Origin of the sequence: Streptomyces sp. DH12 (assembly GCF_020873895.1) — a bacterium.
Lineage (GTDB): Bacteria > Actinomycetota > Actinomycetes > Streptomycetales > Streptomycetaceae > Streptomyces.
Map to the genome: position 1 here is coordinate 112,921 of NZ_JAHWGT010000019.1, position 25,137 is coordinate 138,057.

26 protein-coding genes are annotated in these 25,137 nt (G+C 76.6%); 7 read left to right on the forward strand and 19 right to left on the reverse strand.

The genetic code is table 11. The features are described 5' to 3' along the window. Positions 1–50: 50 nt before the first annotated feature. Complete coding sequence (locus tag LPA54_RS19160; RefSeq protein ID WP_228979379.1) at positions 51–2,576, reverse strand: GAF domain-containing SpoIIE family protein phosphatase; 2,526 nt, start codon at positions 2,574–2,576, stop codon at positions 51–53. Between the two features lie 139 nt (positions 2,577–2,715). Here LPA54_RS19160 and LPA54_RS19165 point away from each other — a divergent pair, with 139 nt between their 5' ends. Continuing rightward, positions 2,716–3,210, forward strand: coding sequence for an MSMEG_6728 family protein (locus tag LPA54_RS19165; RefSeq protein WP_228979381.1), 495 nt, complete (start codon positions 2,716–2,718; stop codon positions 3,208–3,210). Positions 3,211–3,446: 236 nt separating this feature from the next. Here the strand turns inward: LPA54_RS19165 and LPA54_RS19170 are convergent, their stop codons facing one another. From LPA54_RS19170 to LPA54_RS19190, 5 genes are all read right to left on the reverse strand, one after another. After that, entirely contained in the window at positions 3,447–5,060 is a 1,614-nt protein-coding gene (locus LPA54_RS19170; protein ID WP_228979382.1) for a phospholipase D family protein, read from the reverse strand. Between the two features lie 275 nt (positions 5,061–5,335). After that, positions 5,336–6,004, reverse strand: a complete 669-nt coding sequence (locus LPA54_RS19175; protein WP_228979384.1) for a hypothetical protein — start codon at positions 6,002–6,004, stop codon at positions 5,336–5,338. 131 nt (positions 6,005–6,135) lie between these two features. Then, a complete protein-coding gene (locus tag LPA54_RS19180; RefSeq protein ID WP_228979385.1) occupies positions 6,136–6,639 on the reverse strand; it encodes a DUF6114 domain-containing protein in 504 nt (167 codons plus the stop codon). Position 6,640: 1 nt separating this feature from the next. Beyond that, complete coding sequence (locus LPA54_RS19185; RefSeq protein ID WP_228979387.1) at positions 6,641–7,267, reverse strand: DUF6230 family protein; 627 nt, start codon at positions 7,265–7,267, stop codon at positions 6,641–6,643. Positions 7,268–7,559: 292 nt separating this feature from the next. Further along, positions 7,560–8,483, reverse strand: a complete 924-nt coding sequence (locus LPA54_RS19190) for a MerR family transcriptional regulator (protein WP_228979389.1) — start codon at positions 8,481–8,483, stop codon at positions 7,560–7,562. A 237-nt stretch (positions 8,484–8,720) separates the two neighbouring features. Here LPA54_RS19190 and LPA54_RS19195 point away from each other — a divergent pair, with 237 nt between their 5' ends. Next, positions 8,721–9,695 carry a nucleoside hydrolase gene (locus tag LPA54_RS19195; protein ID WP_228979391.1) on the forward strand — a complete coding sequence of 325 codons (975 nt, stop codon included), beginning with the start codon at positions 8,721–8,723 and terminating at the stop codon, positions 9,693–9,695. Here the strand turns inward: LPA54_RS19195 and LPA54_RS19200 are convergent. Beyond that, a complete protein-coding gene (locus LPA54_RS19200) occupies positions 9,685–11,178 on the reverse strand; it encodes a phosphatase PAP2 family protein (RefSeq protein ID WP_228979393.1) in 1,494 nt (497 codons plus the stop codon). The genes LPA54_RS19195 and LPA54_RS19200 overlap by 11 nt on opposite strands. A 213-nt stretch (positions 11,179–11,391) precedes the next feature. On the opposite strand from LPA54_RS19200, the gene LPA54_RS19205 reads away from it, so the two are divergent. After that, the gene (locus LPA54_RS19205) at positions 11,392–13,155 is read left to right on the forward strand and encodes a glycoside hydrolase family 71 protein (protein WP_228979395.1); all 1,764 of its coding nucleotides are present in this window, start codon (positions 11,392–11,394) and stop codon (positions 13,153–13,155) included. A 107-nt stretch (positions 13,156–13,262) separates the two neighbouring features. On the opposite strand, the gene LPA54_RS19210 is transcribed toward LPA54_RS19205, so the two are convergent. Next, positions 13,263–13,436 (reverse strand): CsbD family protein, encoded by a 174-nt coding sequence (locus LPA54_RS19210; protein WP_228979396.1) that lies wholly within the window; start codon positions 13,434–13,436, stop codon positions 13,263–13,265. 16 nt (positions 13,437–13,452) lie between these two features. Then, positions 13,453–13,842: a hypothetical protein gene (locus LPA54_RS19215; protein WP_228979398.1), complete on the reverse strand. Its 390-nt coding sequence runs from the start codon at positions 13,840–13,842 to the stop codon at positions 13,453–13,455. Between the two features lie 205 nt (positions 13,843–14,047). On the opposite strand from LPA54_RS19215, the gene LPA54_RS19220 reads away from it, so the two are divergent. Both LPA54_RS19220 and LPA54_RS19225 read left to right on the forward strand, forming a co-directional pair. Continuing rightward, positions 14,048–14,509 carry a cupin domain-containing protein gene (locus LPA54_RS19220; RefSeq protein WP_228979405.1) on the forward strand — a complete coding sequence of 154 codons (462 nt, stop codon included), beginning with the start codon at positions 14,048–14,050 and terminating at the stop codon, positions 14,507–14,509. Between the two features lie 66 nt (positions 14,510–14,575). After that, entirely contained in the window at positions 14,576–15,565 is a 990-nt protein-coding gene (locus tag LPA54_RS19225) for an NAD-dependent epimerase/dehydratase family protein (protein ID WP_228979409.1), read from the forward strand. 45 nt (positions 15,566–15,610) lie between these two features. Here LPA54_RS19225 and LPA54_RS19230 read toward each other — a convergent pair whose 3' ends face one another. From LPA54_RS19230 to LPA54_RS19240, 3 genes are all read right to left on the reverse strand, one after another. Next, positions 15,611–16,864 carry a cytochrome P450 gene (locus LPA54_RS19230; protein WP_228979412.1) on the reverse strand — a complete coding sequence of 418 codons (1,254 nt, stop codon included), beginning with the start codon at positions 16,862–16,864 and terminating at the stop codon, positions 15,611–15,613. Positions 16,865–16,943: 79 nt separating this feature from the next. After that, the gene (locus tag LPA54_RS19235; RefSeq protein ID WP_228979414.1) at positions 16,944–17,513 is read right to left on the reverse strand and encodes a hemerythrin domain-containing protein; all 570 of its coding nucleotides are present in this window, start codon (positions 17,511–17,513) and stop codon (positions 16,944–16,946) included. A 204-nt stretch (positions 17,514–17,717) separates the two neighbouring features. Continuing rightward, positions 17,718–18,194, reverse strand: a complete 477-nt coding sequence (locus LPA54_RS19240; protein ID WP_228979416.1) for a VOC family protein — start codon at positions 18,192–18,194, stop codon at positions 17,718–17,720. 170 nt (positions 18,195–18,364) lie between these two features. Between LPA54_RS19240 and LPA54_RS19245 the strand changes: the two genes are divergently transcribed. Continuing rightward, positions 18,365–19,081, forward strand: a complete 717-nt coding sequence (locus tag LPA54_RS19245; protein WP_228979417.1) for a ribonuclease H — start codon at positions 18,365–18,367, stop codon at positions 19,079–19,081. 60 nt (positions 19,082–19,141) lie between these two features. Here the strand turns inward: LPA54_RS19245 and LPA54_RS19250 are convergent, their stop codons facing one another. The 5 genes from LPA54_RS19250 to LPA54_RS19270 form a co-directional block, all read right to left on the reverse strand. Continuing rightward, entirely contained in the window at positions 19,142–19,795 is a 654-nt protein-coding gene (locus LPA54_RS19250) for a response regulator transcription factor (protein WP_228979420.1), read from the reverse strand. Then, the gene (locus LPA54_RS19255; RefSeq protein ID WP_228979422.1) at positions 19,788–21,134 is read right to left on the reverse strand and encodes a sensor histidine kinase; all 1,347 of its coding nucleotides are present in this window, start codon (positions 21,132–21,134) and stop codon (positions 19,788–19,790) included. Before LPA54_RS19255 ends, LPA54_RS19250 begins: the two co-directional genes overlap by 8 nt. A 41-nt stretch (positions 21,135–21,175) precedes the next feature. Beyond that, positions 21,176–22,036: an ABC transporter permease gene (locus LPA54_RS19260; protein WP_228979424.1), complete on the reverse strand. Its 861-nt coding sequence runs from the start codon at positions 22,034–22,036 to the stop codon at positions 21,176–21,178. Then, entirely contained in the window at positions 22,033–22,938 is a 906-nt protein-coding gene (locus LPA54_RS19265) for an ABC transporter ATP-binding protein (protein WP_228979427.1), read from the reverse strand. The genes LPA54_RS19260 and LPA54_RS19265 overlap by 4 nt, the downstream gene beginning before the upstream one ends. 183 nt (positions 22,939–23,121) lie before the next feature. Then, positions 23,122–23,319, reverse strand: a complete 198-nt coding sequence (locus LPA54_RS19270; RefSeq protein ID WP_228979429.1) for a hypothetical protein — start codon at positions 23,317–23,319, stop codon at positions 23,122–23,124. A gap of 174 nt (positions 23,320–23,493) precedes the next feature. On the opposite strand from LPA54_RS19270, the gene LPA54_RS19275 reads away from it, so the two are divergent. Further along, complete coding sequence (locus LPA54_RS19275) at positions 23,494–24,237, forward strand: MerR family DNA-binding transcriptional regulator (RefSeq protein ID WP_228979433.1); 744 nt, start codon at positions 23,494–23,496, stop codon at positions 24,235–24,237. Between the two features lie 43 nt (positions 24,238–24,280). Here the strand turns inward: LPA54_RS19275 and LPA54_RS19280 are convergent, their stop codons facing one another. Both LPA54_RS19280 and LPA54_RS19285 read right to left on the reverse strand, forming a co-directional pair. Further along, entirely contained in the window at positions 24,281–24,670 is a 390-nt protein-coding gene (locus LPA54_RS19280) for an ATP-binding protein (protein ID WP_228979435.1), read from the reverse strand. Between the two features lie 88 nt (positions 24,671–24,758). After that, positions 24,759–25,133, reverse strand: a complete 375-nt coding sequence (locus tag LPA54_RS19285) for an STAS domain-containing protein (protein WP_228979437.1) — start codon at positions 25,131–25,133, stop codon at positions 24,759–24,761. Between the last annotated feature and the right edge of the window lie 4 nt (positions 25,134–25,137).

A 25,137-nucleotide genomic window follows, 5' to 3' on the forward strand; every position in this document is an offset into this window, starting at 1 on the left:
CGGTCGGCCCGCCCGGCCGGACCTGGGCGAGCCGCAGGGGGCCCGCGAGGTCAGTCGGCCTCAGGCGGGCCCAGGTGGAGCAGGCAGACGTCGTCGCGGCGCGTCGGGGACAGGTCCGCGGTGAGCCGCAGGGTGAGGTGCTCCGCGCCCTGCTCGTCGCCGACCGCCCCGGCCGCGACCGCCGCGAGTCGCGCGAGGCCCTCGGCGATGTCCTCGGCCGGGCGCTCGACCAGCCCGTCGGTGTACAGCAGCAGGTGGTCCCCGGCCTCCAGGGTGAACCGCTGCTCCTCGTAGCGGCACTCCGCCGTCGCGCCCAGGATGATCCCGGCGGGCGGTTCGAGGAACCGGGCCGTGCCGTCCCGGACCAGCAGCGGCGGCAGGTGGCCCGCCTGGACCCACGTCATCGTCCGGTCCCACGGCTGGTAGCGCGCGAGGATCATCGTGGCGGTGGTGTGGCGGCCCTCGGCCGCGTGCAGCAGCAGCGCGTTGAGCCGCATCAGCGCGTCGGGCAGCGGCGAACCCGTCACGATCATGCCCTTGGCGGTGAACCTCAGCTGCGCCATGGTCGCGACGGCCCCGATGCCGTGCCCGGCCACGTCGCCGATGACGAACAGCCCGCTGCCGTCGGGCAGCCCGATGGCGCTGTACCAGTCGCCCCCGACGCTGAGCCCCTCCTCCGACGGCAGGTAGAAGACCTCGGTGCGCAGCCCGGCGACCGTGAGCCTCCGCTCCTGCCGGGGCAGCAGCGCCTCCTGGAGGCTCTTCGCCAGTGCCCGCTCGGCCTGGAGCAGGCCCTGCTGCACGAGGAAGGCGCGCTCGGACTCCAGCAGCGCCTGCTCGGCCCGGCGCTGCGCCGTCAGGTCCTGGTAGAGGGCGTGCACCTCGATGGCCGCGCCCGCGGGGTCCGTCACGGCCTCCGCGACGAACCGCACGTGCCGCACCCCCGCCCCGGTCGTGATCCGGAACGTCCGGTCCACGGGGTCGGCCGCGTCCCGCAGGCGCCCGGCGGCCTCCGTCAGTTGCGGGACGTCCTCCGGGACGACGTGCAGCGCCAGCTCCTCCCAGGACACCGGGCCGTCGGCGGGGTCACGCCCGAGGATCCGGTACGCCTGCTCCGACCAGGTCGCCTCGCCCGTCAGGAGGTTCCACTCCGCCCAGCCCAGGTCGCCCAGGTGCTCCATCTGGTGCAGCCTGCGGGCCTCCCGCACGAGCGGGTCGTGGCACGCCCAGGTGACGACGAGCCGGCCGCCGAGGCGCGTGGCACGCACCGTGTAGGACGACTCGCTGGGCGCCCCGGCGGCCACCTCCTCGTACGTGAACGACTCGCTCTCGTACGGCACACCGGTCAGCAGCGCGTCGCGGTAGCCGCGCCACAGGTCGGTGCCAGCGACCGTCGGGTAGGTCTCCAGGACGCGCCGCCCCACCATCTCCCGGCCGCGCCGGCCGACGGAGTCGACCGACTCGGGGGCGGCCGCGTCGATGCGGTAGTCCGCGACGTCGCCGTCGGGTGACCACAGGGGGGTGAGCAGGACCGCCGGCATCGGCAGGGTGTCGAGGACCGCCTGCACCACGCTGGCGTCCGGAACGGCGCTCCCGGCGTCCGCCGGGCCGCCCGGCCCCGCCCGGCCCGCCGCCGGTACCGGCCCGTCGTACGGTACGGCTCCGACTGCCGGTGCGGCGCCGGGCGCGGCCCCGTTGGCCGCCGTGGTCCCGATCGCCGCGGCCGGACCGGGCGCGGCACCGGGGAACCGGGTGCGCAGCAGCCCTCCCGCCAGCAGTGCCGCCTCCCGCAGCAGGGTCCGGGCGGCCGGGGTGAACGGCGCGGGTCCGGCCGGGAGGTAGCCGACGACGCCGGTCGTCGCGTCGGCGCCGGCGACGGGCACCCAGGCGACCCCCGCCCGGCGCCCGGCGGGCCCGCCCAGCGGGGCCGGGCCCGCGGGCTCCCGCACGGCGTCGTCCTCCCACACCGGGCGGCCGCCGCGGGCCGCGTCCACGGCCGCGTGGCCGCTCGTCGCGGGGATCCGGGACCGGTGGACCGCCGCCCCCTCGACACCGGCGTGGCCGCGCAGCACCAGGTCCCCCGAGGGCTGCTCCACCCCGTACCACAGCACCCCGGCCACGGCCGCCGCGCGGCGCAGGCCGCCCAGGAGCGCGCGGGCCGCGTCCTGGTGCGTGCGGGCGGCCTCCAGTCGCCCGGCCAGCTCGGCCAGGACCCGCGCCCGGCCCGCCGACGCCTCCGGCGCGCGCCGTCCCGGGCCGGTGTCCGGTGTCCGCGGGAGCGTCCCGAGCGGCGGGGCGGATGAGGGGCCCCGGCGGGCGTCACCGCCGAGCACGCTCCAGCACTCCTCGGTGACGGTGCGGCCCTGTTCGCCGGCGCCGCGCGCGAGCGCCGCGCCGGCCGCGCCGGCCGACAGGCCGTCCCGCCCCATGAGCACGCCCTTGGCGCGCTCGTGGACGGCGGCGGTGGCCAGCGTGTCCTCCAACTCCTCCACGCGAGCGCGCAACCTGGCCACGGTCTGGGCGAACGCCACCATCTCGGAGGCGTCGTCGTCCGTCGGCACACGCGGGTCTTCCACCCTCCGAGCATGGCACACCCCTTTGGCCCACGCCGCGCACCGGGGGTGTACTCCACCCGGCCCCGTGCCCGCCGCCCGCGCCCCGCCACCCGGCAGGGCCGACGTGCGGGGCGCGGCGGCCTGCGGTAGACACGGGTGCGTGCAGACCTTCCTGCCGTACCCGTCCTTCGGGGACTCCGCCCGTGCCATGGACCTCCGGCGCCTGGGCAAGCAGCGGGTGGAGGCCCTCCAGGTGTTCCGCGGGCTGACCGTGCCCGGGTACGGGTGGCGCCGGCACCCCGCCGTGCGCATGTGGATCGGGTACGAGGAGGCCCTGGTCCGGTACGGCCTGGAGATGTGCGACGTCTGGACGGCGCGGGGCCACCGCGACACCTGCGCCGACTCCCTCCTCGCCGGGTACCGCGAGCTGCGCCCCGACGCGCCCGTCCGCGGGCAGGACGAGCTGGCGCGGGCCGGGGAGGTGCCGCCGTGGCTGGGCGACCCGCTGTTCCACCGCAGCCACCAGTCGGCGCTCGTGCGCAAGGACCCCGCGTACTACACGGAGTGCTTCCCCGGCGTCCCGGCCGACCTCGGCTACGTCTGGCCCGCGTCGGACCGCGACCCGGAGGTCCACCCCGGCACCACCCCGGGCTGACCGGGAACCCACGGCCCCCGCCCGGGAAGCCGCCGGCGGCGCACCCGTCGCTCCCGACGGCATAGGTGCGTCGACGACCGTGGGCGCGGGCACCCGGAGGACCACCGCACTCTCCGCGGCAGGGCGGTGGCGGGCCCGGGTCCGGCCCTCGCCCGGCCCGACACGGCTCGCTCGTGCGAGCCCCGGGCGACCCGCGCGGCCGGTTTCCCGCCTCTGCCGGACCGCCCCCGTCCCGCTCAGTACGCGCCGCGTCGGCGCAGCCGTCCCGGGCGGCCGTCCGGGTCGACGAGCAGGCGGTACGCCGGGGCGGACAGCGCCGCCGCGAGCGGTGACAGCCGGGGTGTGCGGTACGTCCGCAGCCGGCCCGGCGGGCGCGGCCCCCGGCGGCCGCCGTCGTGCCAGTCGTCCAGCGCGGCCGCGGACGCGGCGAAGGCGCGGAAGGTCTCGGCGGGCTCGCACAGCGGCTCCGGGTCGTCCCGGGAGGCGGGCGCCGCCCGGTCCAGGTGCTCCCGCGCGAGGGCCAGCCGCAGCTCCCGCGCGTAGCGGCGGGCCCCGTCGCCGAGGCCGGCCGGGTCGCGCGGCTGCCGGGGGTCGGCGGCCTCGTCCAGGACGGCGCAGCTCAGTTCGGAGTCGTGGGTCCACGAGCGGAGGTTGACGTTGTCCGAGCCGACGACCGCCCACACGTCGTCGACCACGCACACCTTCGCGTGGACGTACACGGGTGTCCCGGCGTGGTTCTCCAACCCGTACACGGCGACGCGGTCGCCGCCGGCGCCGCGCAGCCCCTCCAGCGCGGCGATCCGGCCGACGAGGCTCGCCGGGAGCGCCAGCCGCCCGTCCGACTCGGGGAAGGACGGGACCACCGCCACCATCCGCAGGCCGGGGTGGGCGCGGAGCGCGTCGGCGAAGCACCGGACCACGTCCGTGGACCACAGGTACTGATCCTCCAGGTAGATCAGCGAGCGGGCGCGGCGCAGCGCCTTCAGATAGGCGCGCGCGATGCTGCGCTCGCCGTCGGGGGCGAAGTCGTACCCGTGCAGCAGGCGCCGCGGGTAGGTGCGCAGCACCTGCACCGTGCGGGTGCCGCGGGACGGCGGGTCGGGCAGCTGGGGCGGCAGGGGGTCGGCGAAGGTGTCCTCGCGGCGGAGGAGCTGGCGCAGCCGGGTCGCGGGGCTGCGGCTCAGGGGCGCGGGGTCGTCCCAGCGTTCGCGGAAGCACGCCTCCACGTCCCCGACGGCCGGGCCGCGCACGGCCAGCTGGATGTCGTGCCACGGCGGGCGCGGCCCGTAGGCGTCGGCGATGGGCAGTGACTGCGGGTCGCCGCGGTGCGCGGCGTCGTCGCGCCGGTTGTGGCAGAGGTCCGTGCTGCCGACGAAGGCGACGTCCCGCTCGGGGCGGCCCGGGTGCCGCAGGACGACGTACTTCTGGTGGTGGGAGCCGCCTGGGCGCACCCGCATGTCGAGGAGGTACTCGCCGCCAGCCGCCTGGACGACCTCGCCCAGGTGCCGGTTGGCCTCCGCGCTGAACCGGAAGCGGTCCAGGTGCGAGCGCCACACCAGCCCCTTGACGATCACACCGCGGCGCGCCGCGTCGGCGAGGACGGCCCCGACCTCGCTGCCCTCCCCGTCCAGCCGTTCGTCGGGGTCCCCGCGCCAGTCGGTGAAGAGGCACAGGTCACCGGCGCGCTGGGCGCGGACCGCGGCGAGCAGCTCCGCGAAGTACGCGGCGCCGTGCACGAGCGGGCGCACGTCGTTGCCGCGGGTCCACGCGGCCTCGCCGCGCCGGCTGTCCAGGCGGACGGCCGGATTGCCGCGTTCCGTCGCGGTCAGCAGCCAGTCGGTGGGTTCCACGGCGGGTCCTCCGGCCGTCGGGTCGTGCGTCGCCCTCCGCGTACCCCGTCGCGCCCCGCCCATCCGGCGCGGGCGGACCGGGACCGGGGCCGGTGCGGGGTGTTCCGCGGAGGCGGGCCGGGGGAGGGCCGAGGGGGAGGGACGCCGGGTACGGACGGCCGAGGTCCCGCCCACGGCGCGGGAAGCGTCGGGGACGGGACCGGGTGGGACGGAACCGGTGGGACGCGGGGCGCGGGGCGGCGCCGTGCCGGACGGCGGCGCCCCGCGCCCGTCGATCAACTGGTGACGGTGATCTGCTGCGCCGGGTCCGTCTTGTCGGTCACCAGGTACTTCGCGGTGAACGACGAGGTCGTCGCGCTGGTCGGGCAGCCGAAGCCGCCCACGACCTTGACGGGGACCTGCGCGTTGGAGAACGCCAGCGAGGACGGCGCGCCGTTGGCCCAGGTGCCGCTGGTGGCGGCGGGCGCCGTCGGCGCCGCGGTGACGGTGCAGCTGGCGATGCCCGAGGTGGTGACGACCAGACCGCCGGTCGGCACGGTGAACGACGCCACGATCGGTGAGCCGTGCTGCATCGAGACGGTCCACGCGCCGCTGGTGGCGACGGAGGCGCTGACGCCCGGCATGCTCGTCGTGCAGGAGGTGAAGCTGGGCGGGGTGATCGCGCTGGTGACGGGCCCGGCCGCGTTGTGGTTGCCGGGCGCGGCGGGGACCGTGCCGCTGGAGGCGGAGACGGAGCAGGTGACGGTCACCGCGCCCGCCTTGAGGGTGGCCTTGCCGGTGAGCGCGGCGGCGAAGGCGTGCCCGGCGGGGCTGACGGTGGTGGAGCCGGCGGCGGCCGGCGCGGTGGGCGCCGCGGCGGAGGCGGTGCCGGTGAGCGCCAGCGCCGTGGCGGTGGCGAGGCCGGTGCCGAGGGCGAGCGCCTTGCGGGTCGTGAGGGTTGCCATCTGGCGTGCTCCTTCGGGGATGGCGTGACGGGATGTCACGGGGGTGCGGTCGTGGGGGGCCCGAATCGGGGTGGAGCCCGTGGGTGACCACGGTGGTGCGGACACGGGGGAGCGATGGCTGCCGTGTCCGGTCAGGTGTCGGCGGTGGTGGCCGCCGGGGGCGGGGGCGCCGTCCCGGTGGAGTGGCGGGACGCGGCCACCGGCTGCCAGGCGAACGTCATGGCCCCGCCGACGATGCCCAGGACCGTGCCGATGAGGAAGCCGCCCAGGTTGGACATGACGAGGGCGGCCGCGGCGATCAGGGTGGTGACGACGCCCGCGAGCGAGCGGTACTGCGGGGACCACCACACCGATACGCCTAGCATGATCATGACAATCCCGAGCAGTACGGACGGGACGCCGGCGATGCCCTGGTGCAGCATCACCTCCATCGGCGCCAGCGGGATCACGCAGATCTCCGCCCCCGCCACCGCGGTGACCAGGCCGCCCCAGAAGGGCCGGCTCCGGCGCCAGCGACGCCATCTCAGCCGCGGGCCGACGCGCTCCCGGACGGGCGGTGCGGGGAGGGCGGCGGTCTGCTCGTCCGGCCCGTGATCCCGCTCCGGCTCCGCCGCCCGGTTCACCGGCGACGGCATGTCAGAAGCATTCCTTCTTGCCCTTGCTGACCTTCATGTTGAGCCCGGAGAGCTTGAACGTGCCCGCGTTCGTCGCCCAGGCGACCTGCTTCAGCCCGGTGATGTGGATGTCGTCGGCCTGCTGGGCGAAGAGGTCCTGCATGCCCTGGGCGCCGTCGGGCCCCTTGTCGAGGGTCGACGCGTCGCGGCCGATCTCGATGTTGTTGAAGGCGGCGTCACCCGACAGCTGCGTCGCGTCCACGAACAGGTCGGTGGCCGCGACGGGCGTCGTCTTGCCCGCGGTGAGGTTGAGGGAGATGTCCCCCACCACCGGCAGCGACGTGACGACCGACTGGCACAGGCTGTGCAGCTTCGCCGAGCGGATCGCGGTGACCGCGACGGGCAGCAGCTCGCCGCGGGCGTTGGTGTCGATGCTGCCGTACTGGGCGAAGCCCTCGCCGGTCAGCCGCTCGGCCGACACCTTGAACTGCTGGCCGGATACGGCGAACGAGGCCGCGAGGGCCCCGCTCGACAGCGCGACCCCCAGGGCGGCGGTGAGGGCGACGCCCGGTGCGGAGAGGGCGGCGAAGCGCTTCCACTGGATACGGCCGACGACCTCGTCCGTGTCCGTCGGGGGTGCCTTTCTCATGAACGATCCCCTCTGCTGGTGTGCGCGGCCGCACGGAGGTGTGCGGCCGCGGGTGTCGTCAGGCACACACGCGGGATGCCGCCGCAGGGGGTGTGACGTACCGTCAGGACGGCTCCGGGGGTCCGGCGTGCGGGGTGGGCCACCGGGGGTGCGCGGCGGTGCGCGGGAGAGTGAGCGGAGAGCGGCCGCGCGGTGGAGGCGCGACGCCGACCGTACTCGCGGGTGTTACCGACGGGTTGAATGTAAGAGTGCCATTGGCCATTGGCAAGGTTGGGGGGCGGCGCTTTTCGGCCTACTCGACGGGCGGCTCCTCCGCCCCCGGCGCCCCTTCCACCCCACCTGCCCCGGCCGTCCTCCCCGCGGCTTCCGCCCCCGCGGCTTCCGCTCCCTGGTCCTCCGCCGCTCCCCGTGCCCCCGCCGCCCCCTGCGCCCCGCGCAGCCAGCCGGCCATCTCCGCGTCCATCCGCTCCGCCATCGCGCGGGAGAACTCCGCGGCCACCACGTCCCCCGCCACCGGCCGCAGGGCCGTGACCGCGTCGATGACCCGCTGGACGTCGTCCGGCGTCAGCTCGTCCAACTCCCGCCCCGCGATCACGTGCCGGCGGAACAGGTCCACGAACCGGCCCGCCACCGCGTCCGCCTGGCTCCGCACGAAGGCCGCGACGTCCAGGATCTCCGAGACCGGGACACCCTCCCGGACCACGGCGGAGGTGGCGTCCAGCAGCCGGCGGCTGACGTGGGTCACCGTCTCCCCGTCCATCCGCAGGTACCCGAGCTCCACCGCCCGGCGGGTGTCGGCCGCGGTGCCCGCCGTCCCGAACAACTCGGCGAGGGCCGACAGCGGCAGGCTGACCGGTTCGTCGTTCACCCAGCCGTGCGACATCACCCGTTCCAGCCCCAGCAGCCCCGCGATGCCGCTGCCCTGCTCCCACGCCCGCAGCAGTTCGCCGATGCCGTTGACCGAATACCCCCGGCCCAACAGGTCGTCGATGAGCCGCAGCCGTGCCAGGTGCTCGTCGGAGTACCAGGCGATCCGGCCCTCCCGCTCCGGCGGCGGCAGCAGCCCCCGTTCCTGGTAGTAGCGCAGGTTGCGCTCCTTCACCCCGGCCGCCCGGGCCAGCTCGTCGCGCCGGTACCGCTTCCCCCGCCGCTGCCGCTGGTCGCCCGGGCCGGTACGCCCGTCGCGATCCGGCTGCTGCCTGCCCCGTCCGCTCATCCTCGGGAGTCTAGGGGGCGCACCACACCCCTGGACCGTTACCCGCGATCATCCCGGCTCTCCACCGGCCACACCCGGGGCCCCGGCCGGCGGAGGACCGGCGGTTCCCCCGGCGGGGCCGCGCCCCGGCGGGCGCCCGGGTGCCGGGGAGCCGAGGCGTCCGTGACAGGCGGGACGCGGCGGGGGAGGGTGGGGGACGGGGCGGCGCCCGCCGCCCCCCGGCAGGAGAGGAGCCCCATGCCCGTCCCCGTCATCCTGGACTGCGACCCCGGGCACGACGACGCGTTCGCCATCATGCTCGCCGCGGCCCACCCGGCCGTCCGGCTCCTCGGCATCACGACCGTGGCCGGGAACCAGACGGTCGAGAAGACCACCCTCAACGCCCGGCGCGTCTGCACCGCCGCCGGCATCGAGGGCGTACCCGTCGCCGCGGGGCTGGCCCACCCGCTGCGCGGGCCCGGCATCGTGGCGCCGGACATCCACGGCGAGTCGGGGCTCGACGGGCCGGGGTTCGGCCCGCCCACCGTGCCGCTCGACGGCCGCGACGCCGTCACGTTCCTCCGCGACACCCTCCTCGCCCACCCCGAGCCCGTGACGCTCGTGCCGACCGGGCCGCTCACCAACGTCGCCACCCTGCTGCTCACCCACCCGGACGCGGCCGCCCGGATCGAGCGGATCGTCCTCATGGGCGGCTCTACCGGCCGCGGCAACCGCACGCCCGCCGCCGAGTTCAACGTCCTCGCCGACCCGGAGGCGGCCGACGTCGTCCTCCGCAGCGGACTGCACGTCACCATGATCGGACTGAACGTCAGCCACCGGGCCCTGGCCACCCCGCCGGTGGTCGACCGCTTCCGGGCGCTGGGCACCCCCCTCGCCCACCTCTGCACCGAGCTGCTCACGTACTTCGGCCACACCTACCGCGAGGTGTTCGGCTTCCCCGCCCCGCCCCTGCACGACCCGCTCACCGTCGCCCACGTCATCGCCCCCGGACTCGTCCGGCTGGTCCACGCCCCCGTGGCGGTCGAACTCACCGGCATCCACACGCGCGGCGCCACCGTCGTCGACCTCGACGGGGTGACCGGGGCACCGCCCAACGTCCACGTCGGGGTCGACGTCGACGTGGACGCGTACTGGGACCTCCTGGTGGAGGCCGTACGCGCCCTGGGCTCGTCCCGCCGCCCGGCACCCGACGGCGGCGGCGTCAGTCCGTGAGCGGCCGGTAGACGGTCAGGGCCTCCGGCAGCTTGTCGAGGACGAGCTCGCGCGCCGCGGGCACCACCTCGCCGTCGTACGCCATGGGGGTGTCCGCCGGCAGCCCGCCGACCCGCAGGGACGTCGTCCGCGCGGCCGCGTACAGGCGGGTCCTGGCGAGGCCGCCGGCCGCCGTCGCCAGCAGCCGCGGCCGGGCCAGCCGGCCGGCCTGGGCGATGCGCACGTCGAGCACCCCGTCGGCCAGGTCGTGCCGGCGCAGCGGGGCGAGCCCCACACTGCGGTACGCGCCGTTGCCGGCGAACAGGAACCACATCGAGCGGCGCCGCCCGTTCACCTCCGCCCGCAGGGGCGTCGCCGTGCGCAGCACGCGCGCGGCTCCCAGGAGCGTCGCGGCGGGGCCGCCGATCCGGGGCGACCAGTGCTCCCGCAGCCGTACCAGCTCCGGGTACACGCCCAGGCTGAAGGTGTTGAGGAAGTAGACCGGCTCGGCGGTGTCCCCGTCGCGCACCACCCGTCCGACGTCGACGCGGACCGCGTGCCCCTCGGCCACCGCCCGGCAGCCCTCGGCCACCGTGTCGACGCCGAGGTCGGCGGCGAAGTGGTTGAACGTCCCGCCGGGCAGCACCAGCAGCGGTACGCCGTGCCGCAGCGCCGGGGCCACCGCCGCGCTCACCGTGCCGTCGCCGCCGCACACGCCGAACACGCCGCTCCGCGCCGCCGCCGCGGCCGCGGCCGTCTCCAGCAGGTCGGGGAGGGAGTCCTCGCCGGGGCGGCACAGGACGACCTCAGCCTTCGGCAGCTGCCCCCTGATCTGCGCCACCGGGTCCACGAGCTGGGGCTGCGCGCCGGACGACGGGTTGACGACGACCACCAGCCCGTCCCCGTCCGGTCGGGCGGGCACCTCGGCGCGCGGCCGGGCCGGCACCGCCACCAGGTCGCGCGTCGGGGCCAGCCCGCGTACCGCGAAGGCCGCGCCCACCCCGAGCGCCATCCCCACCAGCACGTCGCTGGGGTAGTGCACGCCGGTGTACACCCGGGAGAAGGCGACGGACGCGGCGACCGGCGCGAGGACGGCGCCCAGGCCGCGCGACTCCAGCGCGACACCCGCGGTGAACGCCGCGGCGGAGGCCGAGTGGCCGGACGGGAAGGACGTCGTCAGCGGCTGGCGGGGCAGCCGGCGCGCGACCGGCACGTGGTCGATCAATGGGCGGCGGCGCCGCACGGCCCCCTTCGCCAGGGTGTTCACCGTCGCCGACGCGAGGGCGAGCGACGTCACGCCCCGCACGGCGGCCCGGCGCCCGCGCGCCCCGCCCAGCGTCCACATGCCCGCCGCGACGCCGAACCACAGCAGCCCGTGGTTGGCGCTCCGGCTCAGCCGGGGGAGCACGGGCTCGGCCGCGGGCCAGGTGCGCTGCGCCACCTGCGCGAACACCGCCCGGTCCACTCGGCTGAATACGCCCCGGGCCCTCGCCGCCTTCCGCATGGCCTGACTCTCCTCCCGTGCCCCGGAACCGGACGTCCCGACCCCGAGCAACCTACCCGGAGGGGCCGGTGCGACGCCTGTCGTTCCCGGGGCGGCCGGGGGACCGGAACGGAGCCCCGCCGTCCGTTCCTATGGAACGGTTGTCCGGATCTTGGTGATCCGCTCTACTTCTGTCGGGCGCCCGACACCGGCCGCCCGGAGGGAGAGGTCGCCATGAGGACGGAAGACGGCGGACACGGCGGGGCCCACCGCAGCCGGCACCGGCGGACCCGCCGTCGAGGACGGCCCCTCGCCGCGCTCGTCGCCGGTCTGCTGCTGGCCGGCACCGGCGCCACGCTCGCCACCGCGTGGGGCCTACAACAGGGCGGGGACGCCCCCCACGGCGCCGCCCGCGGACACGCCGCCTCCACCGCCCCGCCCGCGCCACACCCGGCGGCGCAACCGCCGACGGCCCCGCCGGCCACGGCCCCGGCGCCGGTACGGCCCGACCGCGGGCCCGCCGCCGACGAGCCGTCACCCGGCAGCGGCGCAGCGGACGGCACGGACGGCACCGCCGGCACCGAGGACACCGGAGGACCCCGCGACGCCGGCGCCGCGGCCCACCCCACCCCCGCCCTGCCGTTCGACCTGCCGGACCGCGCGGCCCTGCGCGCCCGCGGCAAACTCGTCTTCGCCCACTACTTCACGCCCTACCCGCTCTCGCTGGACAACCAGGAGGCCGGGCGGGACTACTACACCCGCAACTACCTCACCCCGCACGGCGAGCGCGGCAAGCACAGCGCCTACGGCGGCCTGCTCCGCGACCGTCCGCTGCCCGTCCCGCCCAAGAGCGGCGACTGGGAGCTGGCCAACCTGCGGCAGGAGGTCCGCACGGCGCGCGCCGCGGGGCTCGACGGCTTCACCCTCGACCTGCTCTCCCTCTCCGGCAGGAACTGGGAACGCTGCCGGCTCCTCATGGAGGCGGCCCGGTCGGTGGACCCCGACTTCAAGATCATGCTGATGCCGGACATGGCGTCCCTGCGCACCACCGACGCCCGCCGCCTCGCCGCCGCCCTCGCCGAACTGGGCCGGCACCCCTCCGCCCACCGCCTCGACGACGGCCGCCTCGTCGTCTCACCCTTCAAGGCCGAGGCGCGCGGCGCCGCGTGGTGGTCGGGCGTGCTCGACACCCTGCGCACCCGGCACGGCGTCCGCACCGCGTTCGTCCCGCTCTTCCTCGACTACGGCGCCCGGCACGACGCGTTCGCCCCCATCAGCCACGGCTTCTCCGAGTGGGGCAGCCGCAGCCACACCGGGCAGGGCGACCCCGGCCGCGACGCCCGCCGCGCCCACCGCATGGGCAAGATCTGGATGGAACCGGTCTCCGTCCAGGACGCCCGACCCAACCAGGGCGTCTACGACGAGGCCGGCAACACCGCCACCCTGCGCGCCACGTGGAACCGCGCCATCGAAGGCGACGCGGACTGGGTCCAACTCACCACCTGGAACGACTACTCCGAAGGCACCCACTTCGCGCCGTCGCTGCACAACGGCCACGCCTACCTGGACCTCGGCGCGTACTACCTGACGCGGTTCAAGACGGGCGAGTGGCCCCGGATCACCCGGGACACGCTGTACGTCTCCTCGCGCACCCACCTCGCCGGCGCCGCGCCCACGGGCGGGCAGTCCCGGCTCATGGCGCCCCGCGGCAGCAGCGCCCCGCCCCGCGACACGGTGGAGGTCATCGCCTTCCTCAGCCGCCCGGCCACCGTCCGCGCCACCGTCGGTCCCACCACCTCGGCCCACCGGCTGCCGGCCGGTGTACGGACCGTCCTGGCGCCGCTGCGCCCGGGCACCGTCTCCGCGGAGGCCGTCCGCGACGGCAGGACCCGGGCCGCGGTGCGCCTGCCCTACCGGGTGCGGGGACAGATCGCGGTCCAGGACCTCCAGTACTACGCCGCGACGAGCGGACGCGACGCCCCCGGCTGCTGCGGCTGACCCCCGGCCCCCTCGCCGCGCGGGGCGCACGGTCGCGCGCACGCGGACGGGGCGGCCACCGGTGGCTCGCCACCGCTGACCGCCCCGTCCCGCTGGGCGCCGCCGACCTAGTGCTTGAACGTGTCCTTCAGCTTCTCGCCGGTCTGCTTCGCGTCGCCCTTGACCTGCTCCGCGCGCCCCTCGGCCTCCAGGCGCTCGTTGCCCACGGCCCTGCCGGCGGCCTCCTTGGCCTTGCCCTTCGCGGTCTGAGCGGCGTTCTCGGCCTTCTTGCCAGTGGTCATGTCCCACACCTCCTGCTCACGTGTCGGGGTCGCGCCCCGCTTGGGACGTGCGCGACGTCCTCTCCCGACTGCGGCTTCCCCGGATCCACCGGTTCATCCGCCGTACCACCGGTCCGCCGGCTGTGGCCCCGGTCCAGTAGCGGCGGATCCACTCCAGCCGGCGCAGCAGCGCCCGCTCCCGCCACGCGTACTCGACGCGCCCGATCCGGCCGGCGGCGAGGTCCCGGGCGAGCAGCGCCCGCCGCCTCGACAGGCCGCGCGCGTCGTGCCGGGCACCCCGCGCGAGCCGCGCCCCGTCCCGCGCGACGCGCACCCCGCGCCCCGCGACCCGTACGGCGCCACGTGCGACGCGCGTGCCCCGGGCCGCGACGCGCGATCCGAGCAGCGGCCGGGTGGTGCGGCCCATGGCGACCACGCTCCCACGGAGCCGTCCGACAGGGGGACTTCCACCGTAACGCCGCCCCCGTGACGCCGCCCCCGTGACGCCGCCCCCGCGCCATCGCCCCCGCGACGCCGCCCCGCTCCCCGGCCCCTGTCCGTGAGGGGAGCCGGCAGCGCACAGCGCGGACAGGGCCTAGGGTGGCCGGCAGGGCGAGGAGAGCGAGGGCACCGTGACGGAGTGGAGGCGGCGGCTGGGGTTGGAGGCGCACCCCGAGGGCGGGTACTTCCGGCGGATCTACACCAGCCCGCACACCGCGCCGACGCCCACCGGGCCGCGGCCCGCGGCGACCGCGATCCACTACCTCCTCACGCGGGACCAGCCGCTCGGGCGGCTGCACCGCAACCGCAGCGACATCCTCCACTTCCTCGTCGACGGCGGCCCCGTCGAGTACGTGACCGCCACGCCGGACGGCACCCTCGACCGGATCACGCTGCGCACCGGCGAACGGCACTTCCTCGTCGTCCCCGGGCAGGTGTGGAAGGGCTCCCGGCTCACCGGCGACGCCGCGTACGCGCTGGTGGCGGAGGTCGTCACGCCCGGCTTCGACTACGCCGACCACCGGTTCGCCGGCCCCGGGGACTTCGCCGACCGGCCGGGACTGCGCGAGGCGCTCGCCCCGTTCCTGCCCTGAGCCGGCGCCGTCCGCCGGTGGCGAACTCCTCTGGGCGCCCGGGGCCCGGGGTGGTTGGGTGACGGGATGGAGATCCTGGTTCTGGGTGGGACGGCCTGGTTGGGCCGTGAGGTGTCGCGGCAGGCGATCGAGCGCGGCCACCGCGTGACGTGTCTGGCCCGCGGCGAGAGCGGGAAGGTCGCGCAGGGCGCGACGCTGGTGGCCGCGGACCGGCGCGCGCCCGGCGCGTACGAGCCGCTGGCGGACCGCGCCTGGGACGCCGTCGTCGAGGTGTCGTGGCAGCCGGGCCTGGTGCGCGGGGCGCTGGAGGCGCTCGGGGACCGGGCCCGCCACTGGACGTACGTCTCGTCCGTGAGCGCGTACGCCTCGCACGCCGAGCCCGGCGCGGACGAGTCGGCGCCGCTGCTCGACCCGAGCGGCCACGACGAGGTCGACCGGTCGTCGTACGGGGAGGCGAAGGCCGCCTGCGAGCAGGCGTCCCGGGCTGCCGTCGGCGACCGCCTCCTCGTCGCGCGCGCCGGCCTGATCGGCGGCCCCGGCGACGGCAGCGACCGGGCCGGCTACTGGGTGGCCCGCGCCGCGCGCGACCCCCGGGGCCCGCTGCTGGTACCGGACGAGCCGGCCATGCCGACGCAGGTGGTCGACGTGCGCGACCTCGCCGGCTGGCTCCTCGACGCGGCGGGCCGGGGCACCACCGGCACGTACGACGCGGTCGGTCCGGTCGTCCCGTTCGCGGAGTGGGTGGACCTGTCCCGCACCGTCGGCGGGCACACCGGCCCGGTGGTGACCGCCGACTCGGCGTGGCTGGCCGCTCGCGGCGTCGCCGGGTTCATGGGCGCCGAATCGCTGCCGATGTGGCTGGTCGAGCCGGGCTGGGAGGGGTGGTCCGCCCGCAGCGGCGCGGCGGCCCGCGCCGCCGGGCTCCGCCACCGGCCGCGCGCCGAGCTGCTCGCCGACACGCTCCGCTGGGAGCGCGAGCGGGGCCTGGACCGCGAGCGGCGCGCCGGACTGAGCCCGGAGCGGGAGCGGGCCCTGCTCACCGCCCTCGGCGGCTGAGGGCGGCGCGGGGCTCCGGCCGCCGCCGCGGCCGGCCCCCGGGTCTCACCCTGCGTCCGCCGGCGGGAGGACCAGGCGGAAGCCGCTGCGCGGGAGGGTCGGGACGCGGCGCAGGGGGATCCGCAGGTCCTGCTCCGGGACGGTGTACTCCAGCCGGGCCAGTCGGACCGCGAGCGCTTCGAGGAGGGCGATGGTGAACGCCTCGCCGGGGCAGCGGTGGCCGCTCGACGGGTCCCCGCCGCCCTGCGGCACCAGCTCGTCCCGCTCGACGGGCCGCTGGAGGAACCGTTCGGGGCGGAAGGCGTACGGGTCCGTCCAGAGCGCCTCGTCGTGGTCCTGCCCGTACAGGTCGAGCAGGACGAGGCTCCCCGCCGGCACGTGTGCGCCCCGCCACGTCAGATCGGTGGCCGCCCGGCCGCCGGTGAAGGGCGCGAACGGGTAGAAGCGGCGGACCTCGTGGGCGAACGCGGCGGTACGGGCGGCGTCGCCGTCGCGCAGCCACGCCCGGTGGGAGGGCCAGCGGTGCAGGGCGTGCGCGGCGAAGGTGACGAACCAGGCGACGGCCACGGTCGGCCGGAGCATGTTGAGCACTTCGACGGCGGCGGTCCGCGCGTCCAGGCGCCGCCCGTCCGCGTCGACGTGGCGCGCGACCATGGCGAGGGCGCTCTCCTCGGGCGGCTCCGCACGCCCCTCGCGCACGTCGTCCACGAGCTCGGCGATCCACGCCTCGCACCGCCGGCGCGCGGCGCGGGCGCGCCAGTGCCGCGGACCCATGGTGGCGAAGCCGTCGACCAGGGACACCAGGTCGCGGGCGACCGCGTCCGGGTCGCGCGAGCCGAGCGGCACGCCGGCCCAGCCGCAGACGCCGACGGTCAGCGCGCGGGCCGCCTCGTCGAAGAGCACGACGCCCTCCGGGCTGCCGCGCCGGCGCGCGACGGCCTCGTCCCAGGCGGCGGTGGTCCGTTCCACCAGGTCGGCGACTTGTTCGGGGGGCGTGAGCAGCGCGAGGAACATCGCCTTGCGGACGCGGTGGGCCTCCCCGTCCAGGGTGTGGACCGCCCCGTGCCCGAACAGGGTTGACAGCACCGGGCCGGGAAGGGCGCCCGCGCGCCGCACATGGCGTTCGTCGTAGAAGAAGCGGACCGCCTCGGGGCCCCGCACGGCGAGCGCGGGCCGTCCCATGAGGCGCGTGCGGACCACGCCGTCCGGGGCGGCGCGCATCCGGTCGGGGAGCCAGGCGTAGCCGGCGGTCAGCAGCGCGGCCGTGCGGTCGACCAAGTGTTCTCGATCAAGAAACATGTGCGACGGTTGCCCGGTTTGTCGGGAAAGGAAACCGCTGAGGCCCTGGTGACGCCGGTCACGGCCACCGGCGGCCGGCTCATCCCTGCCGCTGGCGGCCGCGGCCGCTGAGCGCGTCACGCACGCGGTCCACCATCCCCATACCGGGCGCGAGGAGCCGGTTGGCGGGCGGCTTGTCGGGCGCGGCGGGGTGGGGCCGGGTGGGCGCGCTCTCCTTGGCGGCCCGGACCCGCGCGCCCAGCACGTCCAGCGCCTCACCGGAGCAGGACTCGGCCAGCAGGGGGAAGAGGTGGTTCTCCTCATCGGCCACGTGCGCGGTCACGGACGCCTTCAGCTCGTCGATCAGGGGGTCGAAGCGGTCGTCGTCGGGGCGGCAGTGCTCCAGCTCCTTGAGCAGGCGCTCGACGTGGGCGTGGTCGGCGATCTCCTTGTCGGCGAGGTCGTCCCCGTCGTCCACGTAGCGGCGGACCGTCGGGTACAGGTGCTCCTCCTCCGCGACCGCGTGGCGGACCAGCTCCATGGTCAGTTCGTCGGCCAGCTCGCGCCGTCCCGGGTCGCCCGGCGGCATCGCCTGGATGCGGCCGAACAGCTCGTCCACCTCGCGGTGGTCAGCGGTCAGCTCCTGGATGACGTTCCCGCCGTGTCCCATGATCGGTCCTCTCCGTAGCCCGTGGCTGTTCGATCGACGTCGGTGACGAAGCCCCACCGGTCAGATCCCACGTGGCGTCCCGGAAGCAACCCGGCGCCCCCGCTATCACTCAGGCGGCGGGCGGCCGCCCGCCGCACCACGCGCGTCACGGCGGTACCGGACGCGGCGCGCGCGGCTGGGCCGTCGGACGGGCGCGGCCGGCGCTCAGGCCTCGTCCGCCGCGGAGCCCGCGGCCCGGGCGGCGCGCCGCTCCAACTCGTCCGCCGGGACGTCCTCCACGTGCGTGGCGACGCTCCAGCGGTGGCCGAACGGATCCTGGAACTGCCCGCTGCGGTCCCCGTAGAACTCGTCCCTGACCGCGCGCAGTTCCGCGGCGCCCTGCGCGAGGGCCTCGGCGAAGACGGCGTCGACGTCCTCCACGTACACGTGCAGGACCACGGGCGTGCCGCCCACCGCGCCCGGGGCGAGGAACCCCATCTCCGGGAACTCGTCCGCGAGCATGATCACGGAGTTGCCGAGCACCAGCTCGGCGTGGCCGACGCGGCCGTCCGGCCCCGTCATCCGCATGCGCTCCTCGGCGCCGAGGACCGTGCGGTAGAAGTCGATCGCCGCGGCCGCCCCGTCGACGGCGAGGTACGGGGTGACGCGGGGGTGATCCGGGGGGATGGGAGTGGCGCTCACCGGACTCCGCCTTCCGCTCGGTGTCGGCGACCGCCGGCGGCGGCCGCGCCCCCCGAACCATCGTAGGGCGGGCATGACGGTCATGCCGGACGCGCCTGGCCGGGGGCGGGGGGCTTCGAGCTGCTCCGCGGCGGTCCGTCGCACCCCCGCGGGTAGGGCATGATCGAGGGATGTCCGATCGCATCATCGCCGCCTGCGACGGGGCGGCCAAGGGGAACCCCGGCCCCGCCGCCTGGGCCTGGGTCATCGCCGACGCCGAGGGCCGCCCGGAGCGCTGGGAGGCCGGCCCCCTCGGCCGCGCCACGAACAACGTGGGGGAACTGACCGCGCTGGAACGCCTCCTGGAGGCCGTCGCCCCCGGCACCGCCCTGGAAGTGCGCATGGACTCGCAGTACGCCATGAAGGCCGTGACGCAGTGGCTGCCCAACTGGAAGCGCAACGGGTGGCGTACGGCGGCCGGCAAGCCCGTCGCCAACCAGGAGCTGGTGCAGCGCATCGACGCGCTCCTCGCCGAGCGGGACGTCGAGTTCCGCTACGTCCCGGCGCACCGGGAGGACGGCGACCGGCTCAACGCCATCGCCGACCAGGCGGCGAGCGACGCGGCGGTCAGCCAGGAGGCGGCGGGTACCGCGCTCGGCGCGGTCGACCTGCCCGTACCGGCCCCGCAGCGCACCGCGCCCGCCGGCCGCAAGCCCACCGCCGCGCGCCGGACGGCGGGCGGGAGCGGCGCGGGCGGTTCGGCGTCCCGGGCGCGGACCATCAAGGCGAAGTTCCGCGGCACCTGCCCCTGCGGGAAGCCGTACGCCGCCGGCGAGTCCATCGCGAAGCTCGGCGCTCGCTGGGGCCACCCCGGCTGCGGCGCGGCCGCCGGCGCGGCGACGGCCTGACCGCCCGGGGCGCGGGGCGCCCGCCGCCGGTCGTCCCGGGCGGGCACACCCGGGCGCCGGTCACGCGGGTGCGCGGGGGCCGCCGAGGATGCCCTGGTCGTAGCCGGTCGCGACCGCCGCCGCCCGGTCCCGGACGCCCAGCTTGTCGTAGATGTGGGTGAGGTGGGTCTTGACCGTGGTCTCGCTGATGAAGAGTTCGGCGGCCACGGCGCGGTTGGACGCGCCGCGGGCGACGAGCGCGAGGATCTCCCGCTCCCGGGCCGACAGGACCCCGTCGGCCGGGGCGGCGGGCGCCCGTACCGCGCTGACGAGCCGGGAGGCGACGGCCGGTGACAGGACGGTGCGGCCGGCCGCCGCGGCGCGCACGGCGGCGAACAGCTCGTCGCGGGGCGCGTCCTTCAGCAGGTAGCCCGTCGCCCCCGCCTCGATCGCGGGCAGGGTGTCGGTTTCGGTGTCGTACGTCGTGAGCACCAGGACCCGGCAGCGGGCGCCGCGCCGTGCCAGCTCGGCGATCGCGTCGACACCGCCGCCCTGGGGCATGCGCAGGTCCATCAGGACGACGTCGGGGTCGAGCCGCAGGGCGAGGTCGACGGCCTCGACCCCACCGGACGCCTCGCCCAGCACGGTGAAGCCCGGATCGGCGGCGAACATGCCGCGCAGGCCGTCCCGTACGACGGGGTGGTCGTCGACGAGCAGCAGGGTGATCTCAGTCATGGCGCACCAACGGTACGCGGGCGGAGATCGCCGTGCCTTCGCCGGGCGCCGATTCCACCGTGACCCGGCCGGCCAGGCGCGCGGCGCGGGCCCGCATGCCGTCGAGCCCGAAGCCCCCGCCCTGCCCGCGACCCGCGCCGAGCCCGGGGCCCGGGGGCGCACCGCCGTGGGCGCCGCCGGCACGGGCACCGGCGGGGACGCGGCGCCGGGCGGCGGGGTCGAAGCCCACCCCGTCGTCGCGGACATCGAGGGTCACCTCGTCGCCCATGTACGACAGGGTGACCCCGGCGCGGGTGGCGCCGGCGTGCCGCTCGGCGTTGGCGAGGGCCTCCTGCGCGATCCGCAGCAGCGTGGCGGCGACCTCGTCGTGGACGGGCTCCTCGGTGCCGGTGACGGTGAACATCGCGGTGACGCCGGTGCGCGCCGACCAGTCGGCGACGGTCTTGCGCACGGCCTCCGGCAGGGCGTCGTGCTCCAGCGCGACCGGGCCGAGGTCCTGCACGGAGCGGCGCGCCTCGCCGAGGCTGTGCCGGGCGAGGTCGGCGGCGCGCCGCAGGTGCGTGCGCGTCCGCTCGGGGTCCGTGCCGGACGTGGCCGCCTGGAGCTGCGTGATGATGCCGATGAGCCCCTGGGCGATGGTGTCGTGGATCTCCGCGGCGAGTCGGCGCCGCTCGTCGGCGACGCCCGCCTCCCGGGCCTGCACGAGGAGTTGGGCGTGGAGCGCGGCGTTCTCGGCGAGGGCCTGCTCCAGGCGGGCGTTCGCCCCGGCCAGCTCCGTGATGGTGGCGGTGCGCTCCGCGGCCCGCTCGGCCTCCTTCTCGGACAGGTGCGAGAAGACCAGGGCGAGGCAGGCGTTGAGGGCGAACAGCGCCGCGAAGGCGGCCCACTGGAACGGGGTGGCCGGCGGGAGGCCGCCGGACTGCGACCCGGCCATGGTGGCCGCGACGCCGAGCAGCCCGGCCCGTACCGCGGCGGGCCGGGGCGGCAGGAGGTGCACCGCGTCGAAGTAGCCCATGCAGGCGTAGACGGCGAAGAAGGGGTTGAGCCAGGTGAGGGCGAACCCGAGGAGCGTGCGCAGCACGAAGTACACGGTGGACGCGGGGCCCGCGGCGCAGGGGACGACACCGTCCGGCGCCGCGTCCCGCACGGCCCGCTGGTGGCCGTCCCACCAGCCCTGGAGGGCGAGTGCCGCGGCGGCGAGGGGGACGGCCGCGGCCCCCTCCCACCGCTCCATGACCGCCTCCGCCGAGACGGCCGCCAGGAGAGCGGCGATGAGCAGGAGCGCGTACGGGCCCCAGCGGAAGAACCGCCGCCAGTACTCCTCGACCGTCGTCGCCATGCCCCGTCCCCCGTCTCCCCGTGGCGTGTCCCACCGCGCCGTCACTCCCAGCGGAACCAGCGGACCGCCGCGGCCGTCAGGACGACCGTCCAGAGCAGCATCACCCCGAGCGGCTCCCACCCGGGCCACGCTCCGGCCGCCGCCGCGTCGAGCGCGTCGGACGCGGCGCCGTAGGGGCTGAACCCGACGACCTCCCGCAGCGTAGCGGGCATGGCCTGGACCGGTACCCAGACGCCGGCGGTGAACATCGTCGGGAAGAAGACGGCCGAGCCGACCGCGGTGGCGATCTTCTGGGTGCGGGAGACGGCGCAGACCGCGGCGCCGAGCGCGAGCCCCACCGCGGTGGCGAGGAGGAGGGCCAGGGCGTAGCCGGCCGCGTTGCGGGGCGGGGCCACGCCGAAGGCGAGCCGGCCGACGGCCAGCACCAGGAGCGAGGAGACGAGCGCGGCGGCCGCGTGCAGGGTGATCTGGGCGGTGAGCAGGGCGGCCGGGCGGACCGGCGTGGTGGACATCCGCCGCAGGATGCCGCGTTCGCGGTAGCCGGCGAGGACCGGCGGCATGGCCTGGAGCCCCGCCATGATCAGCGCGAAGAGCACCGACACGGGGACGTACAGGTCGATGACCCGGCGGCCCCCCAACTCGGGTGAGGGCTCCTGGAAGGCGGGGATGAGACCGATGATCGCCAGGAGGACGGTCGGGGAGGCCATCACCCAGAACAGCGACCCCGGTTCGCGGGTGAACAACCGGGCCTCCGTGCGCAGCACGGCGCGGGCGGCGGACTGCCGGACGCGCGGCGCCCCCGGAGGCGTCGGGCGGGTCGGGCCGGCGGGTGGCGTCGGGCGCGTCGGGTCGGCGGGTGGCGTCGGGCCGGTGGGGGTGGCGGGTGCGCTCGGGGTGGTCATGAGGGGTCGGCTCCCGTGAGGTCGAGGTAGGCGTCGTCGAGGCTGGCGTCGCCCACGCGCAGTCCGCGCGCGGTGACGGCGCGGCCGGCGAGCAGGGCGACGAACGCGTCGACGGTGGCGTCCGTGCCGGTGACGACGGTGCGGCCGTCCTCCGTGGCCACCCGGGCCGCGCCGGGCAGGGCCCGCAGTGCGCCCGCTTCGAGCGGGGTGTCGGCGGCGAAGGAGATCACGCGGGACGCGGCGGTGCGGCCGACGAGCGCGGCGGGGGTGCCGAGGGCGGTGACCCGTCCCCGGTCGATGAGGGCGATGCGGTCGCAGAGCCGCTGGGCCTCCTCCATGACGTGGGTGACCAGGACCACCGTGACGCCCCGGGCCCTGACCTCCTCGACCAGGGCCCACACGTCGCGCCGGGCGCGCGGGTCGAGGCCGGTGGTCAGCTCGTCGAGGATGACCGCGCGCGGGTCGCCGACCAGGGCGAGGGCGACGGCCAGGCGCTGCTTCTGGCCGCCGGACAGCGCGGCGTACCGGGTCCCCAGCTGCTCCTCCAGCCCCAGGCGTCCGGCGAGGACCCGCCAGTCGGCGGGCCGTTCGTGGAAGGAGGCGTACAGCTCCAGCGCCTCGCGGACGGTGAGCTTGGGCTGGAGCTCGCTCTGCTGGAGCTGTACGCCCAGGACGCGGGTGACCTCCGCGTGCCGGGTGGCGGGGTCGAGCCCCGCCACCCGCACGGACCCGGCGTCGGGGGTGCGCAGTCCGGCCACGCACTCCACGGTGGTCGTCTTGCCCGCACCGTTCGGCCCGAGGATCCCGAAGACCTCCCCCTCGTCGACGTGGAAGGACACGCCGTCGACGGCCTTCCGTCCCCCGTAGGCCTTGTGCAGGTCCCGTACCTCGATCATCGGCATGTTCCGAGGTTCGCCCAAGGGGCGGCCGGGCGGCATCGGCCGATGCGCCCGACCCGGGGTCGACCGATCGGACGATGGCGGGCGCCGACCGGAGGAGGGTGCGGCCACGAGCGGGGGAGGGGAGGGCGCCGGGGTGGGGCGGGGAGGCCGGGCGGGGGAGCGGTCAGGTCGGTGGAGCGGGGGTCAGGCGGTCTCGCCGGCGACGACGCGCCACCGGCCGACCTCCTGGTGGCCGGAGTCGTACACGGGCGAGCCGTCGCCGGGCTCCAGCGCGTAGTGGTGCAGGTTCCCTCCCCAATACCGCAGCACACGGCCCAGTTCGCGCGCCCTCTCCTCGGCCGGCTTCCCGTCGTCGACGGTGACTTCGAGCAGGAACTTCACGTGGTGTCGCCTCCCATGCATGCGTCAACCGGGCCCGGCCGTCCGGCCGCTGCCCGTCCGTCTCCATTGTTTCATTCAAGTGCTATGAGAGGCTTTTACGGCCACCTCGCCTGATGGGTGCGGTGAATCGTCGGGAAAGTCTCAACTGGTGGTGAGGGTGGGATGACGGTGCCAATGCCCGCGGCCGGAGCACGCGGCGGCGACCGCGAGGGGCGATGGCGGGCCGCCGACCTCGCCCGCACGGCCGGCGTCTCGGTCCAGCAGCTCCGCAACTACGTCGCGGCGGGGGTCCTCCCGCCCGTGGGGCGCACCGCCGGCGGCTACCGCGTCTACACCGGCACCCACGCCCGGGCGCTCACCGCCGCCCGCGACATGGCGGCCGGCCACGGCTGGGCCACCGCCCGCGCCGTCATGCGCGCCGTCCACACCGGCGATCTCGACGCCGCCCTGGCCGCGCTCGACGAGAGCCACGCCCGACTCGACCGCGAACGCGGCGAGCTGGCCGCGGTGCGCGAAGCGCTGGACACCGTCCTGGCACACGGGGCGCCGCCCGCGCCCCGGCGCGGCCTGCGCATCGGGCAGGTCGCGGCGGCCGTCGGCGTCCGACCGCCGGTCCTACGGCTGTGGGAGGAGCGGGGGCTGCTGAAGCCGGACCGCGACCCGGCCACCGGGTACCGCGTCTACCCGGTGGGAGAGGTGCGCGCCGCCCACGTCGTGGCGCTGCTCCGCCGGGGCCACCACCCGCTCGCCGCCGTCCGCGCGGTCCTGGACGAGCTGAGGGCGACGGGCGACCCCGACCGCGTCCGCGGCGAACTGGACGAGCGGGAGCGGGACCTGCGCCGCCGCAGCCTCCACCGGCTCCGCGCCTCGGCGGCGCTGCACGCCTACCTGGAGTACCTGGGCCACACCGCCCCCTGACCGCACCCCACCCCCGGGCGGCCGCCCGGGGGTGCCGGTGTCGTCAGCGGGTCCGCACGACCGCGGTGATCGTCTTGCCGTCGGCGGACGGCTCGACGGTGACGCGCGCGCTGAGCTGCCGGATGAGGGGCCAGCCGTAGCCGCCCGGGGTGGCCGGGTGGCGGCGCGGGAGGGTGCCGGGCGGCGTCGGGGAACGGTCGCTCACGCTGATGTGGAGCGCGTCCGCCTCCCGCACGGCGTCGAAGGCGGTGATGCCGCCGCCGTGCCGCAGGGCGTTGGTGACGAGTTCCGACGTCACCAACAGGATGTCGTTGAGCACCGTCTCGGGCGGCGGCGGGCCGGTGGTGGCGAGGAGGTGGCGCACCTGGTCGCGGGCCGCGGCCGCGGTGGCCGGCCACCGCGTGTGGCCGGTCATCGTGTCCTGGGTCGTCATGTTCACCTCCTTCACCCCTGCCGTCTGGTCTTCCGTCTCTCGCGTCTTGCTCAGGTCCGTTTGCCCGGGTTTGGCGGGCCGGACACGCTCATCCTTCCGTCGGACCATCGCCCGGCGTCCCACGGGCCGCGGAGACCGCGGCGGTGACCGTGCCGGCGACGGCGAAGGAGCCGGCCGTTCCGGTGACCTGCAGCAGCCGGACCACGCAGGCGGCCGGCTGCGCCAGGACGAGCGGCGCCCCGACCTCCCGGTGGCGGGCCCGCGCCTGGAGGAGGACGTGCAGGAACGCCGAGTCGGCGAACCGCACCTGCGACAGGTCGAGGACGGTGGCCGTGGCGCGCCCCTCGACGGGGTCGAAGGCGCGGGCGAGTCGCTCGGCGGTGTCGAAGTCGAACTCGCCGCCGACGCGCACGACGCGGACCTCGCCGGTCACGGTCGTCAGCACTTCCGGGTCTTGGCTCACCGCG